The organism is Sphingobacterium sp., assembly GCF_032065005.1.
GTDB lineage: Bacteria > Bacteroidota > Bacteroidia > Sphingobacteriales > Sphingobacteriaceae > Sphingobacterium.
Map to the genome: position 1 here is coordinate 13,720 of NZ_DAMBMM010000011.1, position 15,034 is coordinate 28,753.

Below are 15,034 nucleotides of genomic sequence, written 5' to 3' on the forward strand. Positions count from 1 at the left end.
AAGAGAAAGATACAAGAAAGGGCAATAGATGATTCTATTGCCCTTTTTCTATGATTACAAAAATTTCTTATTTGTGATTTAAGCTATCGGCTTTGTTTTCTGCTTCAATTTCGCGGGCATCGATTTGATGCTGCTTGTAGTTTTCCATTGCGATCTTGCTTGCACGTTGAGAAACGACCAGGCCAAAAATGGCAACTACTGTTACGACTATTACTCCCCACATATATTTCTTTTTGTCTTGCTTTACCAACCAATACATGAAAAGGATGTAGGGGATAACGAATAGGGCGTAAAAAAAGATACTTGGACCAACCATGATTTTTTAATTTGATGCAAAATTAAGGATTTATTTATATATCGATGCAAATGCTTCATTTTGAATTGAAATCTTACAAAACAATGAAAGATTTTAAACGTTTCAATAATTGGAAAGTCTGATTGAAAGGTTTTCAATGAATTTGGGACGTATTTATTTTATAAATAAAAAAACTACTTTCAGATTGCATAAAAGAAAAAAATAATTGTTTACTTTTGCGCTGTCTGATCACTAAGCATCAAAGGCAAAAATATATGTATTGTAACAAGTTATATATGAACTCTTTCGCTCAAGCTTGCATCAAGCTTAGTATAAGGGCATATTATGCAATGCGTAGATTTAATTGTCCAGTTCTTCGATTCCGACGACCTATTCTGCCTCGAGCTTGATACCGAGGCAGGCAAACTTCCCATATATTGTCATTCGCCCAGCTCGGTGATTGATATTCAAATTAGATTAGTTAGTTCAAATACTTTGGTATTTATTTTTTAGGTCGACATTATTCAATGACAATCTCAGATTTTTTAATTATTCCCGCGACGGCAAACCATGTTAAGTATGCCGATGAAGTCTGTAATGAAATGTTCGAGTCTGCAAAGGCTCGTGGGACGGGTATTGCACGCAGAAAACCAGAATACGTAGCGCGCAAGATGGAGGAAGGTAAGGCTGTTATTGCTTTACATAAGGATGGGACTTGGGCCGGTTTCTGTTATATTGAGACTTGGAGCCATGGTGATTATGTGGCGAACTCTGGTTTAATTGTCAATCCGCTCTTTCGTAAAGTAGGTTTGGCAAAAGCAATCAAGAAGCGCGTGTTTGATCTGTCAAGGGAGAAGTATCCGAATGCCAAGATTTTCGGCCTGACTACAGGTTTGGCTGTCATGAAAATCAATTCAGACCTAGGCTATGAGCCGGTTACCTATTCTGAATTAACTCAAGATGAGGAATTCTGGAAAGGGTGCCAGTCCTGTGTGAACTTTGATATCTTGGTCTCTAAAGATCGTAAGAACTGCATGTGTACTGCGATGTTATGGGACCCGGTTGAAAAAGAAAAAGAGCTGAAGGAAAAGATCCTTCGTAAGGCCGAGGCTAAGGAACGTCTTGACCGTATTTCCAAAAAGCAATCTCTATTGAAGAGAATTGAAGCAAAACTTTGGAGGTCGACTAAAAAAATGGTCGCTGCGGTAATTCCCGTAGGGATTAGACCTGTTAAAGGTTTTTAATTTGTTATTTTTGTTATCATCAGCATATTAATCGTTATCAAATGAAAAAAGTAGTTTTAGCATTTAGTGGTGGGTTGGATACTTCCTTCTGTTGTATCTATCTGTCTCGTGACTTAGGATTAGAAGTTCACTCCGTAGTAGTAAATACCGGAGGTTTTTCAGAGGAAGAATTAAAGAATATCGAAAAGAAGGCCTATGATCTAGGTGTGAAGTCGCATACTACTATTGATGAAACTGAAGATTACTACCAAGATACCATCAAGTACTTGATTTTTGGTAATGTCTTGAAAAATGCTACCTATCCACTTTCCGTGTCAGCCGAGCGTGTTTGCCAAGCTACAGCTATAGCAAACTATGCGAAGAAAATCGGCGCAGAGTGTGTTGCGCATGGTTCTACTGGCGCAGGGAATGATCAGGTACGTTTTGATATGATCTTCCAGACCTTGATTCCAGGGGTGGAGATCATTACGCCAATCCGTGATCTGCAGTTATCACGTGAGGCGGAAATTGATTATTTAAATTCACATGGTGTTGAATACTCTGCTGATAAAGCAAAATACTCCATCAATAAAGGATTATGGGGAACTTCCGTAGGAGGTGCTGAGACGCTTACTTCGAATGAATACCTTCCAGAATCTGCCTGGCCAACTCCTGTAACTTCTACAGAACCTCGTAAGATTACTGTTGACTTTGAAAACGGTCAACCAGTTGCTTTAGATGGTGAGAAAATGAGTCCTGTTAAGGTTATCCAAGAGTTGCAAGCGATTGCACAACCTTATGGAATCGGACGTGATATCCATGTTGGTGATACCATCATCGGTATTAAAGGTCGCGTCGGTTTTGAGGCTGCAGGCCCAATTATCCTGATCAAAGCGCACCATGCTTTGGAAAAACATACCTTGACCAAATGGCAACTTTCTTGGAAAGATCAATTAGCAGGTTTCTATGGTAACTATATGCATGAAGGTCAAATGCATGATCCTGTAATGCGTGATATGGAGGCTTTCCTTCAAAGTTCACAGGATACTGTTTCAGGCCGCGTATTTATCGAGCTTCACCCATACCGATTTGTGATCTTGGGAATTGAGTCTGAGCATGATTTGATGTCCAACAAGTTTGGTTCATACGGTGAAATGAACAAAGGCTACACTGGTGATGATGTGAAAGGTTTCTCGAAAATCTTCGGTAACCAAACCATCATTTGGCACAAAGTAAATAACAAAGGCTAATCGCCTTTCTTCAAATATTGAAAATCTTTTTGCAAACCAAGGTAGCTGTCTAGGCACCTTGGTTTTTTGTTTTATTTTGACTGATTATTTATCATAATGGAAAAAATTAAAGTAGGAATTGTAGGGTCGGCAGGCTATACCGGAGGAGAATTGCTTCGGGTATTGATCTATCACCCGAACGTGGATATAATATTTGCTAACAGTGCTTCCAATGCAGGCAATAAACTTTCTGACGTTCATAATGATTTGTTTGGAGATACAGACTTAACGTTCTCTTCAGATTTTCATTCTGATATTGATGTTCTGTTTTTATGTGTAGGACATGGCGATGCACGCAAGTTTTTAGATGCCCATCCTATCGATCCTTCCGTGAAGATCATTGACCTTTCTCAGGATTATAGGCTAAAGGCAAATACGGAATACCAAGGTAAGAATTTTATCTACGGCTTGCCTGAACTAAATAAATCTGAGATTGTTTCGGCGCAATATATTGCTAATCCGGGCTGTTTTGCCACAAACATCCAATTGGCATTATTGCCTTTGGCGAGCAAAGGATTGTTGGGCGACCAAATCCATGTGAATGCAACAACAGGATCGACCGGTGCTGGTCAAAAACCTTCTGCGACGTCGCATTTCTCCTGGAGAAGCAATAACCTTTCGGCTTATAAGTCATTTGAGCATCAGCACTTACAAGAGATATCGGAGTCGCTCAATCAATTGCAGGATGGGTTCCTTCCAGCAGGAGATGGATCCCTGCTTGAAAGAGCTGCCCAAAAAATTAATTTTATCCCTCAACGTGGAGCATTCCCTAGGGGTATCTTTTCTGCCATCTATGTAGATTCAGGTCTTTCGGAAGAGGAAGCTTATGAGCTTTATGAGGCTTATTATGCCTCGCATCCTTTTACCCATGTATCTAGGGCTAATATTGATATCAAACAGGTGGTCAATACCAATAAGAGCATCATCCATCTGGAGAAACATGGAAATAAGCTGTTGATCCTGAATATCACTGACAACCTATTGAAGGGTGCTTCCGGACAAGCTGTACAGAATATGAACCTGATGTTTGGATTGGATGAAAGAGCGGGATTGAACCTGAAGTCGGTGGGCTTTTAGTGAGGAGATATGAGATGTGAGACATGTCCATCCCTAAATGGGGTTGACCGTTTTTATACTTATCTCATTTTCATCAAATATAGTTAAAAGTGGTTTAGGAGATAACACAGGTGGTATCTCAATACTCAAATTGAAATACTCATATTCGACCACATAAAATATAGAAGGGCTTGCACAGATCTTGTACAAGCCCACATTCACTAACAACACATATTAACTGTATAAAAGATATAATAAAACAACTTAACCTTAATTATTTTAGAGATGTTACTGATTTATAGTCCTACAAACTTATAGACGAAAACAGGGTCATCCATTCCGGTATCTTTGATATCATAGATATATAGGCGTTTTACTTCCTCAAAATCCTTGATTTTCCATAGCCATGTGTCTGGTTGTAAATCTTTTGGTTCTGCGTTTCTTGTTGTAGTTCCATTCGTGCTGCAACCTTTTTTTACCGTTGTAAATGTTCCGGATATAGGGTGAAAAGTGAATTTATTTCCTTCGAAAACTGTTGTTCCAGTTTTTTTTGTGAATATCTCAGTGACACAATTTGAGGCACTTCTAGTACCTAAATATTGATAGAATTCCAGTTTTCCTTTTTTATTTTGTTCCGTAAAATAATATTCCCGAGCGGCTTCCCAATCACTTCCTAATTGATGCCCGTCTCTATCATAATAAGATATAGGGCCTAAACCACCCCAGAACCAAAGACCATTTTTTAATTCGGAAGGGGTCTCTGTTGCTGGCTTATCCTGAGGAACAGGCTTTTCCTCTTCAATATTTGTTTTTTTACATGATAATAATATCGATGCACATATTGCCAATAAATAATACATAGTTTTCATAATCTATTTATATAATTCTAATTTGATAATTACCAACCCCTTGGTACTCGGTAGATCCCTCTAACGCTTCCTATTCGCACCTGTTCATTTGTTATTGCCGACCTGAAATAGCCGGAGCTTTCGATGACGAAGATTCCTGATATATATTTTTTGCCTTTTTCTTCCGTTTCTTTGACCGTAAAATATCCAGGACTATCCTTGAAATCTTGGTCATCTTTATATACGGAAGAGTAAACATGGCTTAGACCTGGGGTAAAATAGGCAAAGGTTACTTGCTGATCAGCTTCATTGAACATGGACCATGTGTATCTTTTTTCTGTCCTTGACAAGGCCGATGTAGGCCATAAGAAAGTAATTTGAGGGTCCGTGCTACTGGCTACAATGTTGTTCATGCTATGGAAGTTAGTTCCAGGGACATTACCTGCAGCACCCAAGTATGTTCTCCATTCGCCTCCATCTAAACTAATCATAATGCCATCCTCAATGATGTGGATTTCACTTATTAAAATCACTTGATGCCCTCTAACATTTAGTTCTACGGAAACTGTGGCAATATTTTTAGTGGGTTTGGAAGAAGGTGCAAAATACTTTGCTTTATGTCCATTCACGACCAGTTTTCCTGGGCCGTCCAACTTCCAATTTTTAATATAGGTTTGGCTTAATGGTATAGGAGTTCCGGCATTTGTTGGTTGCACTAAGGGGACCAAAAGGTCTCCGTCTACGGGATGTACATTTTGAATAGCTGCCAAATCAAGCGACTCACTGAGTCCTATGGTTGCCAAATTTGGTGTTAATTGCATGGTTTCGATCATTGACCAATCACTAAAGTGGTCTGTCAGGACGCGTAATTCCTTTTTGTTTAGGTCAGTTTCATTCTTTCCTGGACATATCCAGATTCCAGCTTCATTTTGATACGCAATTTCTAAGGTTTTGGATAAGAGGGCCTGTTGGCTTTGTCCCTCTAAGTTGAAGGTAATGGTTACCTCTTTTTGTAATTCGATAATTTCTGGTGTAAAGCGATATGAAAAGCCGCTACCGCCAGGGCTGCTGTTTTCAAGCGGCTGGATACCAATTTCCTGTTCCTCGAGCAGGGCACCTTCAGGGAATAATATTTTTACTTTACCATCTGTACTTTGTATGGATCCTCCTTCAGGACCGATGAATTCAAATACAGGTTCACCTATCGCCTCTCCGATAGGCCTTTCATATTTGACAGTATCTTTAAAAGGTTCTTCTTCTTCTAACCTTAGATCGTTCCGTTCACAGGCCAGGACACTTGAAAATACAAGGATAAGATGAAAGATAATTGCGGTTTTTAATCCAGTTTTTAGATGATTTTTCATGATAATTATTTACAATCACTATAGGTTAATCCATACTCTAACTTGTAGCCATTTAATCTGTTTTCAACGATTTTTATTGGGTACTCTTCTTTATTGTAGGTTATTGTTCGATCGAAACTGACACTTTGGGATAACTTGAGCACAGGTACTTCATTTACTTCAGCAGTATTGTGATAGTGGTAGTAATTGATGATGTTATTTCTACTGTCAGGAAGAAGTAAATCTAACCTTGTTTGATGGTACAGGTTGATGGCAAAAGCAGGGTGGATTTCACCAGTATGCTTGTCGTCATAATGATACTCATCTTTAGAAGATAAATAGTGATGGTTAGGATTTGCAGTACTGACTTCATAGGTCTCGGTTTTGATGACTTGTTTGCCCTGATCAATGGAATAGAAATATTTGATCTTTTCCAAGAATAGATTGTTTGAGTACAATTTCAGTTCAGAAACTTTATTTTCTTGGTTGTAAGTAAACAAATAGCCTTCAGTCACTGCAGGAGAGATATTGTCATAACGAACCTCAGCGCTTTCAATCCTTTTGCTATTTGCTGCATAATTAAATGAATACCTGATTTTAAGGATTTCATTTGAATCATAAAAAGAAACTGATTTAACCAATCCATCTATGGTCGCTACACGTCGAATGAGGTCTTTTGTCCCTCGTGTGAAGTTTATTACTTCTTTTAGGTTTTTGTTCTCGTAGGATAGTTGAGATTCCTTATAAAGGTTTCCTCCTAGGGTACTTAAATCGAATCCATCGAATTGTTTCAGGACAGAAAGGGTACATCCTTTTTTGGGAGGTGTTGGCTCGACAACTTGATCCTGTTTACAACTAGAAAGGATCAAGAGAAGGCTTGCCAGGTAAATTGTGGTTTTATTGTTTTTCATGATTTTTGGTTTCATTAAAATTTATGGAACAAATTTGAGCCTAATCATTCCCCATTTTTTAAGTAGCAGACCTGAAATTTATATCTCCGTAGATGTACTGAAATTGGCTGCCCTTGCTATCTTTTCCGTAGAACTACGTATTTCTTTATATCCGTGCAGGTATCGAAAAAGTGTCGCTTATTCGCTGGTAGCTTTGTTAAAATTTAATATTATGGTAAAGACATCAGTAATAATAGTAGGCCTTATGGCAACAATGACCATAAGCAACGGTCAATCTATCCTGAATCGAATTAAGGATAAGGTGAAGAACAAAGTAGAGCAGAAGATTGAAGAAGGTATTGACAAGGGGATAGATAAAGCAGAGCAAAAAGGGACTGAAGCTGTCAAGAATGAAGCCGTAAAGAACAAAGGGGCAAAGTCAGAGAATAAGGCAAGCAATAAGGAAAAAGGTATCGGAGAGACGGAACAAGCCGCAAAGGCTCATTCAAGTTTTCAAAGCTACTCAAAGTATGATTTCGAAAGAGGGAGCCAAATCCGTTTTTCGGATGATTTTTCTGAAGATGTTATTGGAGAATTCCCCTTGAAATGGTCAACCAATAATAGAGGAGAAGCTGTAAATGTAAAAAACAATACTAATAAATGGCTTCGCTTGTATCAATCTTCAAAATTTGTATCACCAATGATCAGTTCATTGCCCGTAAACCATACGATAGAATTTGATTTGATCCTAAATTTTGATAAAGGGGGAAATAGTTATCGCTTCCCGGGGTTGCAACTGAATTTGCTGGCACTGAATGGAAAGAATAATGTCAAAGATTATTTGGTGAACAATAATTCCAAGGGGGAATTGATCATTGAAATACTTCCAGGAGAGGAAGGCAGTTCCAACATCTCCCTAAAAGTAAATAAGGAAGGGAGTTTGTTTTTTCAGAATGAAGAAAAGGGTTATCGGAAGCTAGATTCATTTTACGGCAAACCAATTCATATTGCCATCTGGAATCAAGGGCAAAGAATTAGGGTCTGGCTGAATGAGGAAAAGATATATGATATTCCAGTTGCCATTCCACAGGGCGTTGTCTTTGACCATTTGGGCTTTAATGTAGAAGGATCTGCCTATCAGGATGAGCAAGTTGGTTACTACATTAGTAATGTTATGGTTGCAGATGCTATGGCAGATCTAAGGTCTAAATTTTTGACAGAAGGCAAGATCGTGACGCAGGGAATTTTATTTGACAGCAATTCATCGAATATTAAACCAGAAAGTGTAGGAACAATCGATGCTATTGCCAAAATATTTATTGATAATCCAAGTCTGAATATAGAGATAAAGGGACACACTGACAGTGAGGGGGATGAACAAAAGAATCTGACATTATCAAACCAAAGGGCAGAATCAGTGAAAAACTATTTAGAAGAAAAGCATAAAATAGCTGGATCTAGGTTAAGGACAAGTGGTGCAGGCGAAGGAAGTCCGATAGAGGATAATGCTACTTCAGCTGGAAGAGCAAAAAATAGAAGGGTTGAATTTATTAAGTTCTAGTAATCTATGAAAACTATTATTTTATTGCCATTTTTCTTATTTGGGCTTGGAGCAGAAATGATCTTTTCTCAAGAAAAGGATCCTATGACCGTAATAAATCATTGGGAAAGCCAATTGGTTTTAAATCCTGATATTGATTTGACAGCAAGCCAGCATCCACATAATGAATTGGTCGAGGCACATAAGAACAAACTTCTAGCGGCAATTAACGAAACTTTGGACCTATTTTATGCTGACCTTATACCCAAATTTGAAAGCAATAATCTGAATGGGAATATGACTCTTGCTGAAAAGAATTTAAGGGAACAAGTGGCAACCCATAGGTTGGGACTATCTGAAGCTTCTCAAATTGTGGCTTTTAGGATTGCCATAAAAAAAAGGGGTCCCATAAGTAGTAATAGCTACTCTTGGATAAACTTTGAAAATTCTGGTATTAGTGTAGCCCAAGTCAAGGCGATTGAGCAGTTGCTAGGAAGTCTAAAAAGTAATGATAATAATCTTTCTGATTTGCCAACACTTTATGCCGATAATTTAATGGAATTAGAATCTTCTCTTAGGGAAGAACTGGATGCTATTCCTAAGGTTTGGGTGTTTCATAAGCAGGAGCCGAGCATTATTATGGAAATGGAAAACCCAAAGAAAGCCATTGAGCTGCAGATCAGATATGATGGAAAACGGTACTTATTGCTGAAACAGAATTATGCGAAGGTTTATTTGGATTGGAAGGCAAAACAAGATCGATTGGAAGAGGCTATAAGGTTGTACAAAGCCCTTATCCCACTACGAAAACCCCAAAATGGATTTACTGTTTTTGACGACCTTTCAACCCATATCATGGAGCATATCCAAGAGCATATAGTAAACACGGATTTGGCATTGAATATTGCTCAAAACACACTATGGAGTAAGGAACAGTTAAATTTTCATATTGCTACCTATAATAATTTTCAAATTGTTGGAAATCAATAAAATTTCAATTTCTACTCACTAATTTTGTGTCTGAGAAACAGCCAATTATACCATGAAAATCATGCTACTAGTCCTAAGGATGATACTTTCCATCTTTCAGGACAATAACCCACCCTCAAATTCGGAGTTAGATAGGATTTTGGGTCTTAAGGATGATACCACGAAAATGGTTCAATTAGATAATTATATCAACAAGGTAATCTATACTGACCCTGTTCAATCCAAATGGTTAGTTTATAAACAAATGGACCTCAGTAAGAAATTGAAGAATGAATACTGGAGCGGAATTGCATGGTTCAATATTGGTTTTATTAATGCTCGGGACGCATTTGACAGTCTTTCCATTGAAAATTTTGAAACAGCAATAAAGCATTTTGAAAAAGTTGCTGCAAAGGAAAATATCATTCGATGTTACGTGAATATCGCAGCATTGAATGGCCGATTAGGGAGGTTAGAAAAAGAAATTGAATTGCAGCAAAAAATCATAAAGATGTTGGAGGGTAGCAATAAAAGCAACCTCATACTCAATGCCTATAATAGCATGGGTGCCCTATATTACAATTTGGAAGAGATAGAGAAAGGGCTTATTTATTTTAAAAAAGCTAGGGATTTGGCTGTTATTCGGAAAGATACATCAAACTTAATCACAGCGAATCTTGGTTTTACAAATTGTTATTCAGCCCTGAAAAGGTTTCCAGAGGGGTTGAAACATGCACAGGCAGCTTTAGCATTGGCGCAGAAATTTGGGGCCCATTTTGAGTATTCCCTTGCCCATAATGCCTTTACACAACTTTATCAAGCATGGAAGAAACCTGATGAATTAATCTATCACGGTCAGCAAATTATCTACCATGCTGCGCAACTCAATGAAACCCAATATTTACTCATTGGTAATCTAGCGGTTGCGGATGGATGCAGATTAAAGAAGGATCCAGAAAATGCCATTCATTTTTACAAAAATGCTGAAAAAATCGCCTTGAAAAGTGGAACCGTTCTGCAATTGGATGATATCTATAAGGGCCTTTCATCGGCCTATAGTCAGGTGGATGATTATAAATCTGCTTTACATTACTATATCAAATATGCTTCGTTGAATGATAGTACATTGAATGAAAAGACCAAACGTGAGGCCAATGAAATGCATATCAAGTATGAAACTGCCCAAAAGGAAAAAGAGCTTTCCATGCAGAAATTGGATCTTGTAGAACAGGAAGTCACCATTCAAAAGAACCGACAGTATTTTTTTATTTCAATCACTACAGCCATCATTTTTTTGATGCTCTTGATTTTCGCGGTCTTCTTTATTTATAGCAAGAGGAAGCAGTTTGCCTTGCAAACTGTTGCCAATGAGAAGGAAAAAGAAGTGCAACAATTGCAGGCCTTTATGGAGGGCGAAGAAAAGGAGCGCATTCGAATAGCAAAAGAGTTGCATGATGGAGTAGCTGGGATGTTGACAGCATCTAAGATGCAGTTTCAATCTTTTAAGACATGTAAGGAATATACCTGTAATCTGGAAAATTACCAGTTAGGTCTACAATTGCTAACAGATGCTACCGATGAAATTAGGAAGACCTCACATAACCTTATGCCCGATATTGTGCTTCAGAAAGGATTGGTTGAAGCAATTAGAAAATATTGTAATAAAATAAACAGCCATAACTTGGAGGTTCAATTTGATAGTTGGGGAGAGATTGGCCGTTATGATGAGCGATTTGAATTGGCGGTATATCGCATGATCCAGGAATTGCTGAACAACGCGATGAAACATGCTGGAGCCTCCGTGGTATTAGTTCAGATCAACAAGCATAACGACATTATATTTTTGACAGTGGAGGATAATGGCAAGGGGATCAATTTTGATGCGGTGGACCAAGAGGGAGTAGGTTTACAGCGATTTCAAAAACAGGCAGTAGCCATGGATGGTAAATTGGAATACGAAAACCGACCGGGAAAGGGTCTAAGTGTTTATTTAGAATTTAATATCAACAATCAGCATATTTAAAATTATGGAAAATATAAAGCTCGCGATAATTGATGACCATAAAGTGGTTGTTGATGGCTTAATATCGATGTTATCCTCTGAGCAGAGGATTCAAGTAGTTCTCGCCGTGCAAACAGCAGATGAACTTATCAATAAATTACAGGAAAGTAGTCCAGATATTTTACTAATGGATATTCAAATGCCGGGGATAAGTGGAATAGATCTGGCCTATAGTGTTTTGAAAAGTTATCCAGCGTTAAGAATTATTGCGTTCAGTAGTTTTGATGAATCTCATTATATCAAACAGATTTTGAGAAATGGGGCAAAGGGCTATTTACTTAAAAATGCAGATCGACAAACCATTATTGAGGCTATATTTCAGGTTGCGGAAGGAGAGAATTATATCGATGAAAGATTGAAATCTTCCCTGTTGCAAGAGAGTATCTTTGGGCATAAAAGATCCATGCACGATATCCCATTGACAAATAGGGAGACGGAAATCTTAAGGTTGATTGCAGAAGAATTTACCAACCAAGAAATCGCAGATAAGCTTTTTATTGGCTTACGTACCGTTGAAACCCATCGCTTGAACCTAAATCAAAAGTTGGGTGTTAAGACTTCCGCTGGACTGGTCAAACAAGCTATTAAACGAGGACTAATTAATTAAACTTTACACTTAATATAGCGTTTTATGAAACTTGAAGTAGTCAAAAATCTGGATTCAGGTGAAATTAACAAATCTAAATGGGCATTGTTTTTTGAAAGGATTCGGAATAATCGAGAGGTTGAATTATGTATAATCGGGCTAAGGTTTCTGATGGGAATGGCTTTTATTCCTTCTGGCATTGTTAAGGTTGAAGGTGAACGGTTTACTCGATTGGGGGTTGAGACTAAAATTGGATATTTCTTTGAAGCCTTATTTCAAGCTTCAGATTATTGGAAGTTTATTGGGATGATGCAATTGACAGCAGCGTTTCTTCTTTTTACACAAAAATTTGCAGCATTAGGGAATTTGATCTTTTTTGTAGTGATTTCAAATATCTTCATAATAACTGTGGATCTTAATTTTAAAGGGACATGGGTGATTACAGGAATGTTAATGCTGAGTTCAATATTTTTATTTATATGGGATTGGTATAAGTACGTGATGTTGGTCAGGTCTCATGGTAGTTCTGTGGAAAGAACCTTTTATAGAGAGCCAGCGGTCATATGGCAAGTAATTGGGATGCTGTTATTTTTTAGTCTTGTATTTATGATTGCAATATTTGGTTAAAAAGATAAGGGGCAAAATGATTATTTTGCCCCTTATCTTTTTATTTAGAAAAAACCTATTTTTCTAATAAGTTGATTTTCCTTTCAACAGAAACATTGTCTCCAGTTACAGCATTACCGTCTTTATCAACCAAAGTCAATTTAACAGTTGCTTCGCCTAGAGGCAGGTTAAGGATTTCGTAAGGAACCCATTGGTCCAAAGTGAAATCTTGACCATTGATGTTTGCTTTTACTTTATAGCTATCTGCGCCTAATGTTGCATTAGATACGAAGAAGTCTAACAATAAAGTTTTAGTTTCTTCACCTTTGTAATCACCTTTTGGTCTGCTGTAGAACAAAGAAGGTTCAGTAGGAGTAGGAAGCTCAGCGATTTTAGCGTCAGCTTCTACTTTGAACTTCACTAATTTGGAAGCGTCAGCAGTTTTTAGGGATTCGTGGAATGAACGAGACAAGAATGACATCAAATAGTGCTCAGAATTAACTGGTACTGTAAATGTATGTTCTGGTTTGTACAAAGCTACATATGGAGTGTTATCCAAAATAAAGTGGATATGTTGACCATCATGTGAATTTGCCATGTGGTGCTCATGTTCAGTTTGCTCAGTTAATTTAAAGTTCTGAACATCATATTTAACTGTAATCTTTGCAGAGTCTGTTCCTACTTTTTCAGAAGTTAATGAAGCGATTTTCAAGGTTGCTCCTGGGAAGTCTTTCGCATGTTGAAGCGGGTTCACTGCGATTGCACCAACTGTGTCAGCTAATGCTGTAGAATCTTTAACTTCTCCTTCTTGATTTTTTGTCGGGTTATTGCATGAAGCGAGTACCGCTGTTGCAGCTAATACTGCTAATGCTGATTTGAATGTTCTCATCACTTAATTTAAAATTTAGTCGAATTTGTTATGTTACTTAAACAAATATAACGGTAAATTGTTTATTTTTTATTGAAATACAATCTGTAAAGCTTCTTTTATCGCGAGAAGTGTTTTCTGAAGGTCATCTTCTGTATGTGCAGCCGAGATAAATCCTACCTCATATCCGGAAGGACCGAAATAGATTCCTCTGTTCAATAATTCCCTATGCATCACTTTGTATTTTTCCATGGATGCCGGATCAATTTCATCTGCACGTTGAATTTTTTCCTTGTCATTAAAGGCAAACCAGAAAATGGAACCAATGGTCGTAATGGAAACCTCAAAATCATTCTCTTTAATGAAGGAACGAAGCTCATTAACGAATTCTTGGGTTGTTTTTTCTAGTTTTTCATAGAAACCAGGTTGTGCAAGGATCTGCAAAGCTGCAATTCCAGCTGCCATAGCAACCGGATTACCTGATAGGGTTCCTGCTTGGTATACCGAACCATCTGGCGATATACAACCCATCAGTTCCTTGGAAGCTCCATAAGCCCCCACAGGCATACCACCACCGATAATCTTTCCATAGGTCAAAATATCAGGTTGGATATCATAATATTTGGAAGCACCTTCAAAACCTAGACGGAATCCAGTGATTACCTCATCCATGATCAATAATGCACCGTTCTCTTGGGTAATATCCCTCAAGAAATGTATGTAATCTTTATCCTGTATCAACAAGCCATTATTTGCAGGAACACCTTCAATAATAACCGCGGCAATTTGATCCTTGAAATCTGCAAACACCTTTTTAAGGGCTTCTTTATCATTCAATGCAATGACGATAGTTTCATCTGCAAAAGCTTTAGGTACCCCCGCTGAAGAGGTTTCACCGAAGGTGACAAGACCTGAGCCTGCTTTAACCAATAAGGAGTCTGAATGGCCATGATAACAGCCTTCGAATTTTACGATTTTATCTCTTTTTGTGTATCCGCGAGCCAGTCGGATAGCAGACATCACAGCTTCTGTACCTGAGCTTACAAAACGGATTTTTTCAATCTTTTTGTTGTTGCTAAGGATCAGCTCTGCCAATTCATTTTCAAGCGCTGTAGGAGCTCCAAAACTCAAACCTTTTCCTAATTGCTCTTGCACAGCTTCACGGATTTCTGGCGTATTGTGGCCAAGGATCAAAGGACCCCAAGAACAGCAATAGTCAATAAATTCATTGCCATCAGCATCCCATAAATGGGCCTTGTCGCCACGCTCAATGAACAAAGGAGTTCCATATACTGATTTAAATGCACGAACAGGAGAGTTTACACCACCAGGAAAGAATTCCTTGGCTTTTTCAAATAACTTCGCTGACTTTTCGCGAGAAATATCTGAAGTAGATGTTGTCATAGTTTTTTGTTTTATTGTATGGTACAAAAGTAGTATTTAGTAGTTAGTATTTAGT

At 38.0% G+C, this 15,034-nt stretch carries 14 protein-coding genes; 8 read left to right on the forward strand and 6 right to left on the reverse strand.

From position 1 onward, the window contains the following. Nucleotides 1-67 precede the first annotated feature (67 nt). The gene (locus RT138_RS15760) at nt 68-316 is read right to left on the reverse strand and encodes a hypothetical protein (protein WP_185213356.1); all 249 of its coding nucleotides are present in this window, start codon (nt 314-316) and stop codon (nt 68-70) included. A gap of 506 nt (nt 317-822) precedes the next feature. On the opposite strand from RT138_RS15760, the gene RT138_RS15765 reads away from it, so the two are divergent. The 3 genes from RT138_RS15765 to argC all read left to right on the forward strand — a co-directional run bounded on the left by RT138_RS15765 (nt 823) and on the right by argC (nt 3,884). Further along, nucleotides 823-1,539 (forward strand): GNAT family N-acetyltransferase, encoded by a 717-nt coding sequence (locus RT138_RS15765; RefSeq protein WP_185213357.1) that lies wholly within the window; start codon nt 823-825, stop codon nt 1,537-1,539. 41 nt (nt 1,540-1,580) lie between these two features. Beyond that, nucleotides 1,581-2,768, forward strand: coding sequence for an argininosuccinate synthase (gene argG / locus RT138_RS15770; protein ID WP_185213358.1), 1,188 nt, complete (start codon nt 1,581-1,583; stop codon nt 2,766-2,768). Nucleotides 2,769-2,864: 96 nt separating this feature from the next. After that, nucleotides 2,865-3,884 (forward strand): N-acetyl-gamma-glutamyl-phosphate reductase, encoded by a 1,020-nt coding sequence (gene argC, locus RT138_RS15775; protein ID WP_313191431.1) that lies wholly within the window; start codon nt 2,865-2,867, stop codon nt 3,882-3,884. A gap of 275 nt (nt 3,885-4,159) precedes the next feature. Here argC and RT138_RS15780 read toward each other — a convergent pair whose 3' ends face one another. From RT138_RS15780 to RT138_RS15790, 3 genes are read right to left on the reverse strand one after another with little or no spacing between them, the layout of a single operon-like run. Then, nucleotides 4,160-4,732 (reverse strand): hypothetical protein, encoded by a 573-nt coding sequence (locus tag RT138_RS15780; RefSeq protein ID WP_313191432.1) that lies wholly within the window; start codon nt 4,730-4,732, stop codon nt 4,160-4,162. A 29-nt stretch (nt 4,733-4,761) separates the two neighbouring features. Beyond that, nucleotides 4,762-6,075, reverse strand: a complete 1,314-nt coding sequence (locus RT138_RS15785) for a hypothetical protein (RefSeq protein WP_313191433.1) — start codon at nt 6,073-6,075, stop codon at nt 4,762-4,764. A gap of 5 nt (nt 6,076-6,080) precedes the next feature. Beyond that, nucleotides 6,081-6,965 carry a hypothetical protein gene (locus RT138_RS15790; RefSeq protein ID WP_313191434.1) on the reverse strand — a complete coding sequence of 295 codons (885 nt, stop codon included), beginning with the start codon at nt 6,963-6,965 and terminating at the stop codon, nt 6,081-6,083. Between RT138_RS15790 and RT138_RS15795 the strand changes: the two genes are divergently transcribed. The 5 genes from RT138_RS15795 (at nt 6,946) to RT138_RS15815 (ending at nt 12,728) form a co-directional block, all read left to right on the forward strand. Next, nucleotides 6,946-8,505 carry an OmpA family protein gene (locus tag RT138_RS15795; RefSeq protein WP_313191435.1) on the forward strand — a complete coding sequence of 520 codons (1,560 nt, stop codon included), beginning with the start codon at nt 6,946-6,948 and terminating at the stop codon, nt 8,503-8,505. The genes RT138_RS15790 and RT138_RS15795 overlap by 20 nt on opposite strands. Nucleotides 8,506-8,511: 6 nt before the next feature. Continuing rightward, nucleotides 8,512-9,474, forward strand: coding sequence for a hypothetical protein (locus RT138_RS15800; RefSeq protein ID WP_313191436.1), 963 nt, complete (start codon nt 8,512-8,514; stop codon nt 9,472-9,474). A gap of 61 nt (nt 9,475-9,535) precedes the next feature. Then, nucleotides 9,536-11,476: an ATP-binding protein gene (locus tag RT138_RS15805; RefSeq protein WP_313191437.1), complete on the forward strand. Its 1,941-nt coding sequence runs from the start codon at nt 9,536-9,538 to the stop codon at nt 11,474-11,476. Between the two features lie 4 nt (nt 11,477-11,480). Then, nucleotides 11,481-12,122: a response regulator transcription factor gene (locus RT138_RS15810; RefSeq protein WP_313191438.1), complete on the forward strand. Its 642-nt coding sequence runs from the start codon at nt 11,481-11,483 to the stop codon at nt 12,120-12,122. 24 nt (nt 12,123-12,146) lie between these two features. Further along, nucleotides 12,147-12,728, forward strand: coding sequence for a hypothetical protein (locus RT138_RS15815; RefSeq protein ID WP_313191439.1), 582 nt, complete (start codon nt 12,147-12,149; stop codon nt 12,726-12,728). A gap of 55 nt (nt 12,729-12,783) precedes the next feature. Here the strand turns inward: RT138_RS15815 and RT138_RS15820 are convergent, their stop codons facing one another. Together RT138_RS15820 and hemL are read right to left on the reverse strand one after the other, a co-directional pair. Beyond that, nucleotides 12,784-13,596 (reverse strand): hypothetical protein, encoded by an 813-nt coding sequence (locus tag RT138_RS15820; RefSeq protein WP_185213482.1) that lies wholly within the window; start codon nt 13,594-13,596, stop codon nt 12,784-12,786. A 69-nt stretch (nt 13,597-13,665) separates the two neighbouring features. Further along, nucleotides 13,666-14,979 carry a glutamate-1-semialdehyde 2,1-aminomutase gene (gene hemL, locus RT138_RS15825; protein ID WP_313191440.1) on the reverse strand — a complete coding sequence of 438 codons (1,314 nt, stop codon included), beginning with the start codon at nt 14,977-14,979 and terminating at the stop codon, nt 13,666-13,668. Nucleotides 14,980-15,034 lie beyond the last annotated feature (55 nt).

What these genes read in the sequence shown, in the direction of transcription:
- RT138_RS15810 (WP_313191438.1), top strand. Translation starts at nt 11,481, where the DNA reads ATGGAAAATATAAAGCTCGCGATAATTGATGACCATAAAGTGGTTGTT.
- RT138_RS15765 (WP_185213357.1), top strand. Translation starts at nt 823, where the DNA reads ATGACAATCTCAGATTTTTTAATTATTCCCGCGACGGCAAACCATGTT.
- hemL (WP_313191440.1), bottom strand. Translation starts at nt 14,979, where the DNA reads ATGACAACATCTACTTCAGATATTTCTCGCGAAAAGTCAGCGAAGTTA.
- argC (WP_313191431.1), top strand. Translation starts at nt 2,865, where the DNA reads ATGGAAAAAATTAAAGTAGGAATTGTAGGGTCGGCAGGCTATACCGGA.
- RT138_RS15760 (WP_185213356.1), bottom strand. Translation starts at nt 316, where the DNA reads ATGGTTGGTCCAAGTATCTTTTTTTACGCCCTATTCGTTATCCCCTAC.
- RT138_RS15815 (WP_313191439.1), top strand. Translation starts at nt 12,147, where the DNA reads ATGAAACTTGAAGTAGTCAAAAATCTGGATTCAGGTGAAATTAACAAA.
- argG (WP_185213358.1), top strand. Translation starts at nt 1,581, where the DNA reads ATGAAAAAAGTAGTTTTAGCATTTAGTGGTGGGTTGGATACTTCCTTC.
- RT138_RS15805 (WP_313191437.1), top strand. Translation starts at nt 9,536, where the DNA reads ATGCTACTAGTCCTAAGGATGATACTTTCCATCTTTCAGGACAATAAC.
- RT138_RS15790 (WP_313191434.1), bottom strand. Translation starts at nt 6,965, where the DNA reads ATGAAAAACAATAAAACCACAATTTACCTGGCAAGCCTTCTCTTGATC.
- RT138_RS15785 (WP_313191433.1), bottom strand. Translation starts at nt 6,075, where the DNA reads ATGAAAAATCATCTAAAAACTGGATTAAAAACCGCAATTATCTTTCAT.
- RT138_RS15800 (WP_313191436.1), top strand. Translation starts at nt 8,512, where the DNA reads ATGAAAACTATTATTTTATTGCCATTTTTCTTATTTGGGCTTGGAGCA.
- RT138_RS15780 (WP_313191432.1), bottom strand. Translation starts at nt 4,732, where the DNA reads ATGAAAACTATGTATTATTTATTGGCAATATGTGCATCGATATTATTA.
- RT138_RS15820 (WP_185213482.1), bottom strand. Translation starts at nt 13,596, where the DNA reads ATGAGAACATTCAAATCAGCATTAGCAGTATTAGCTGCAACAGCGGTA.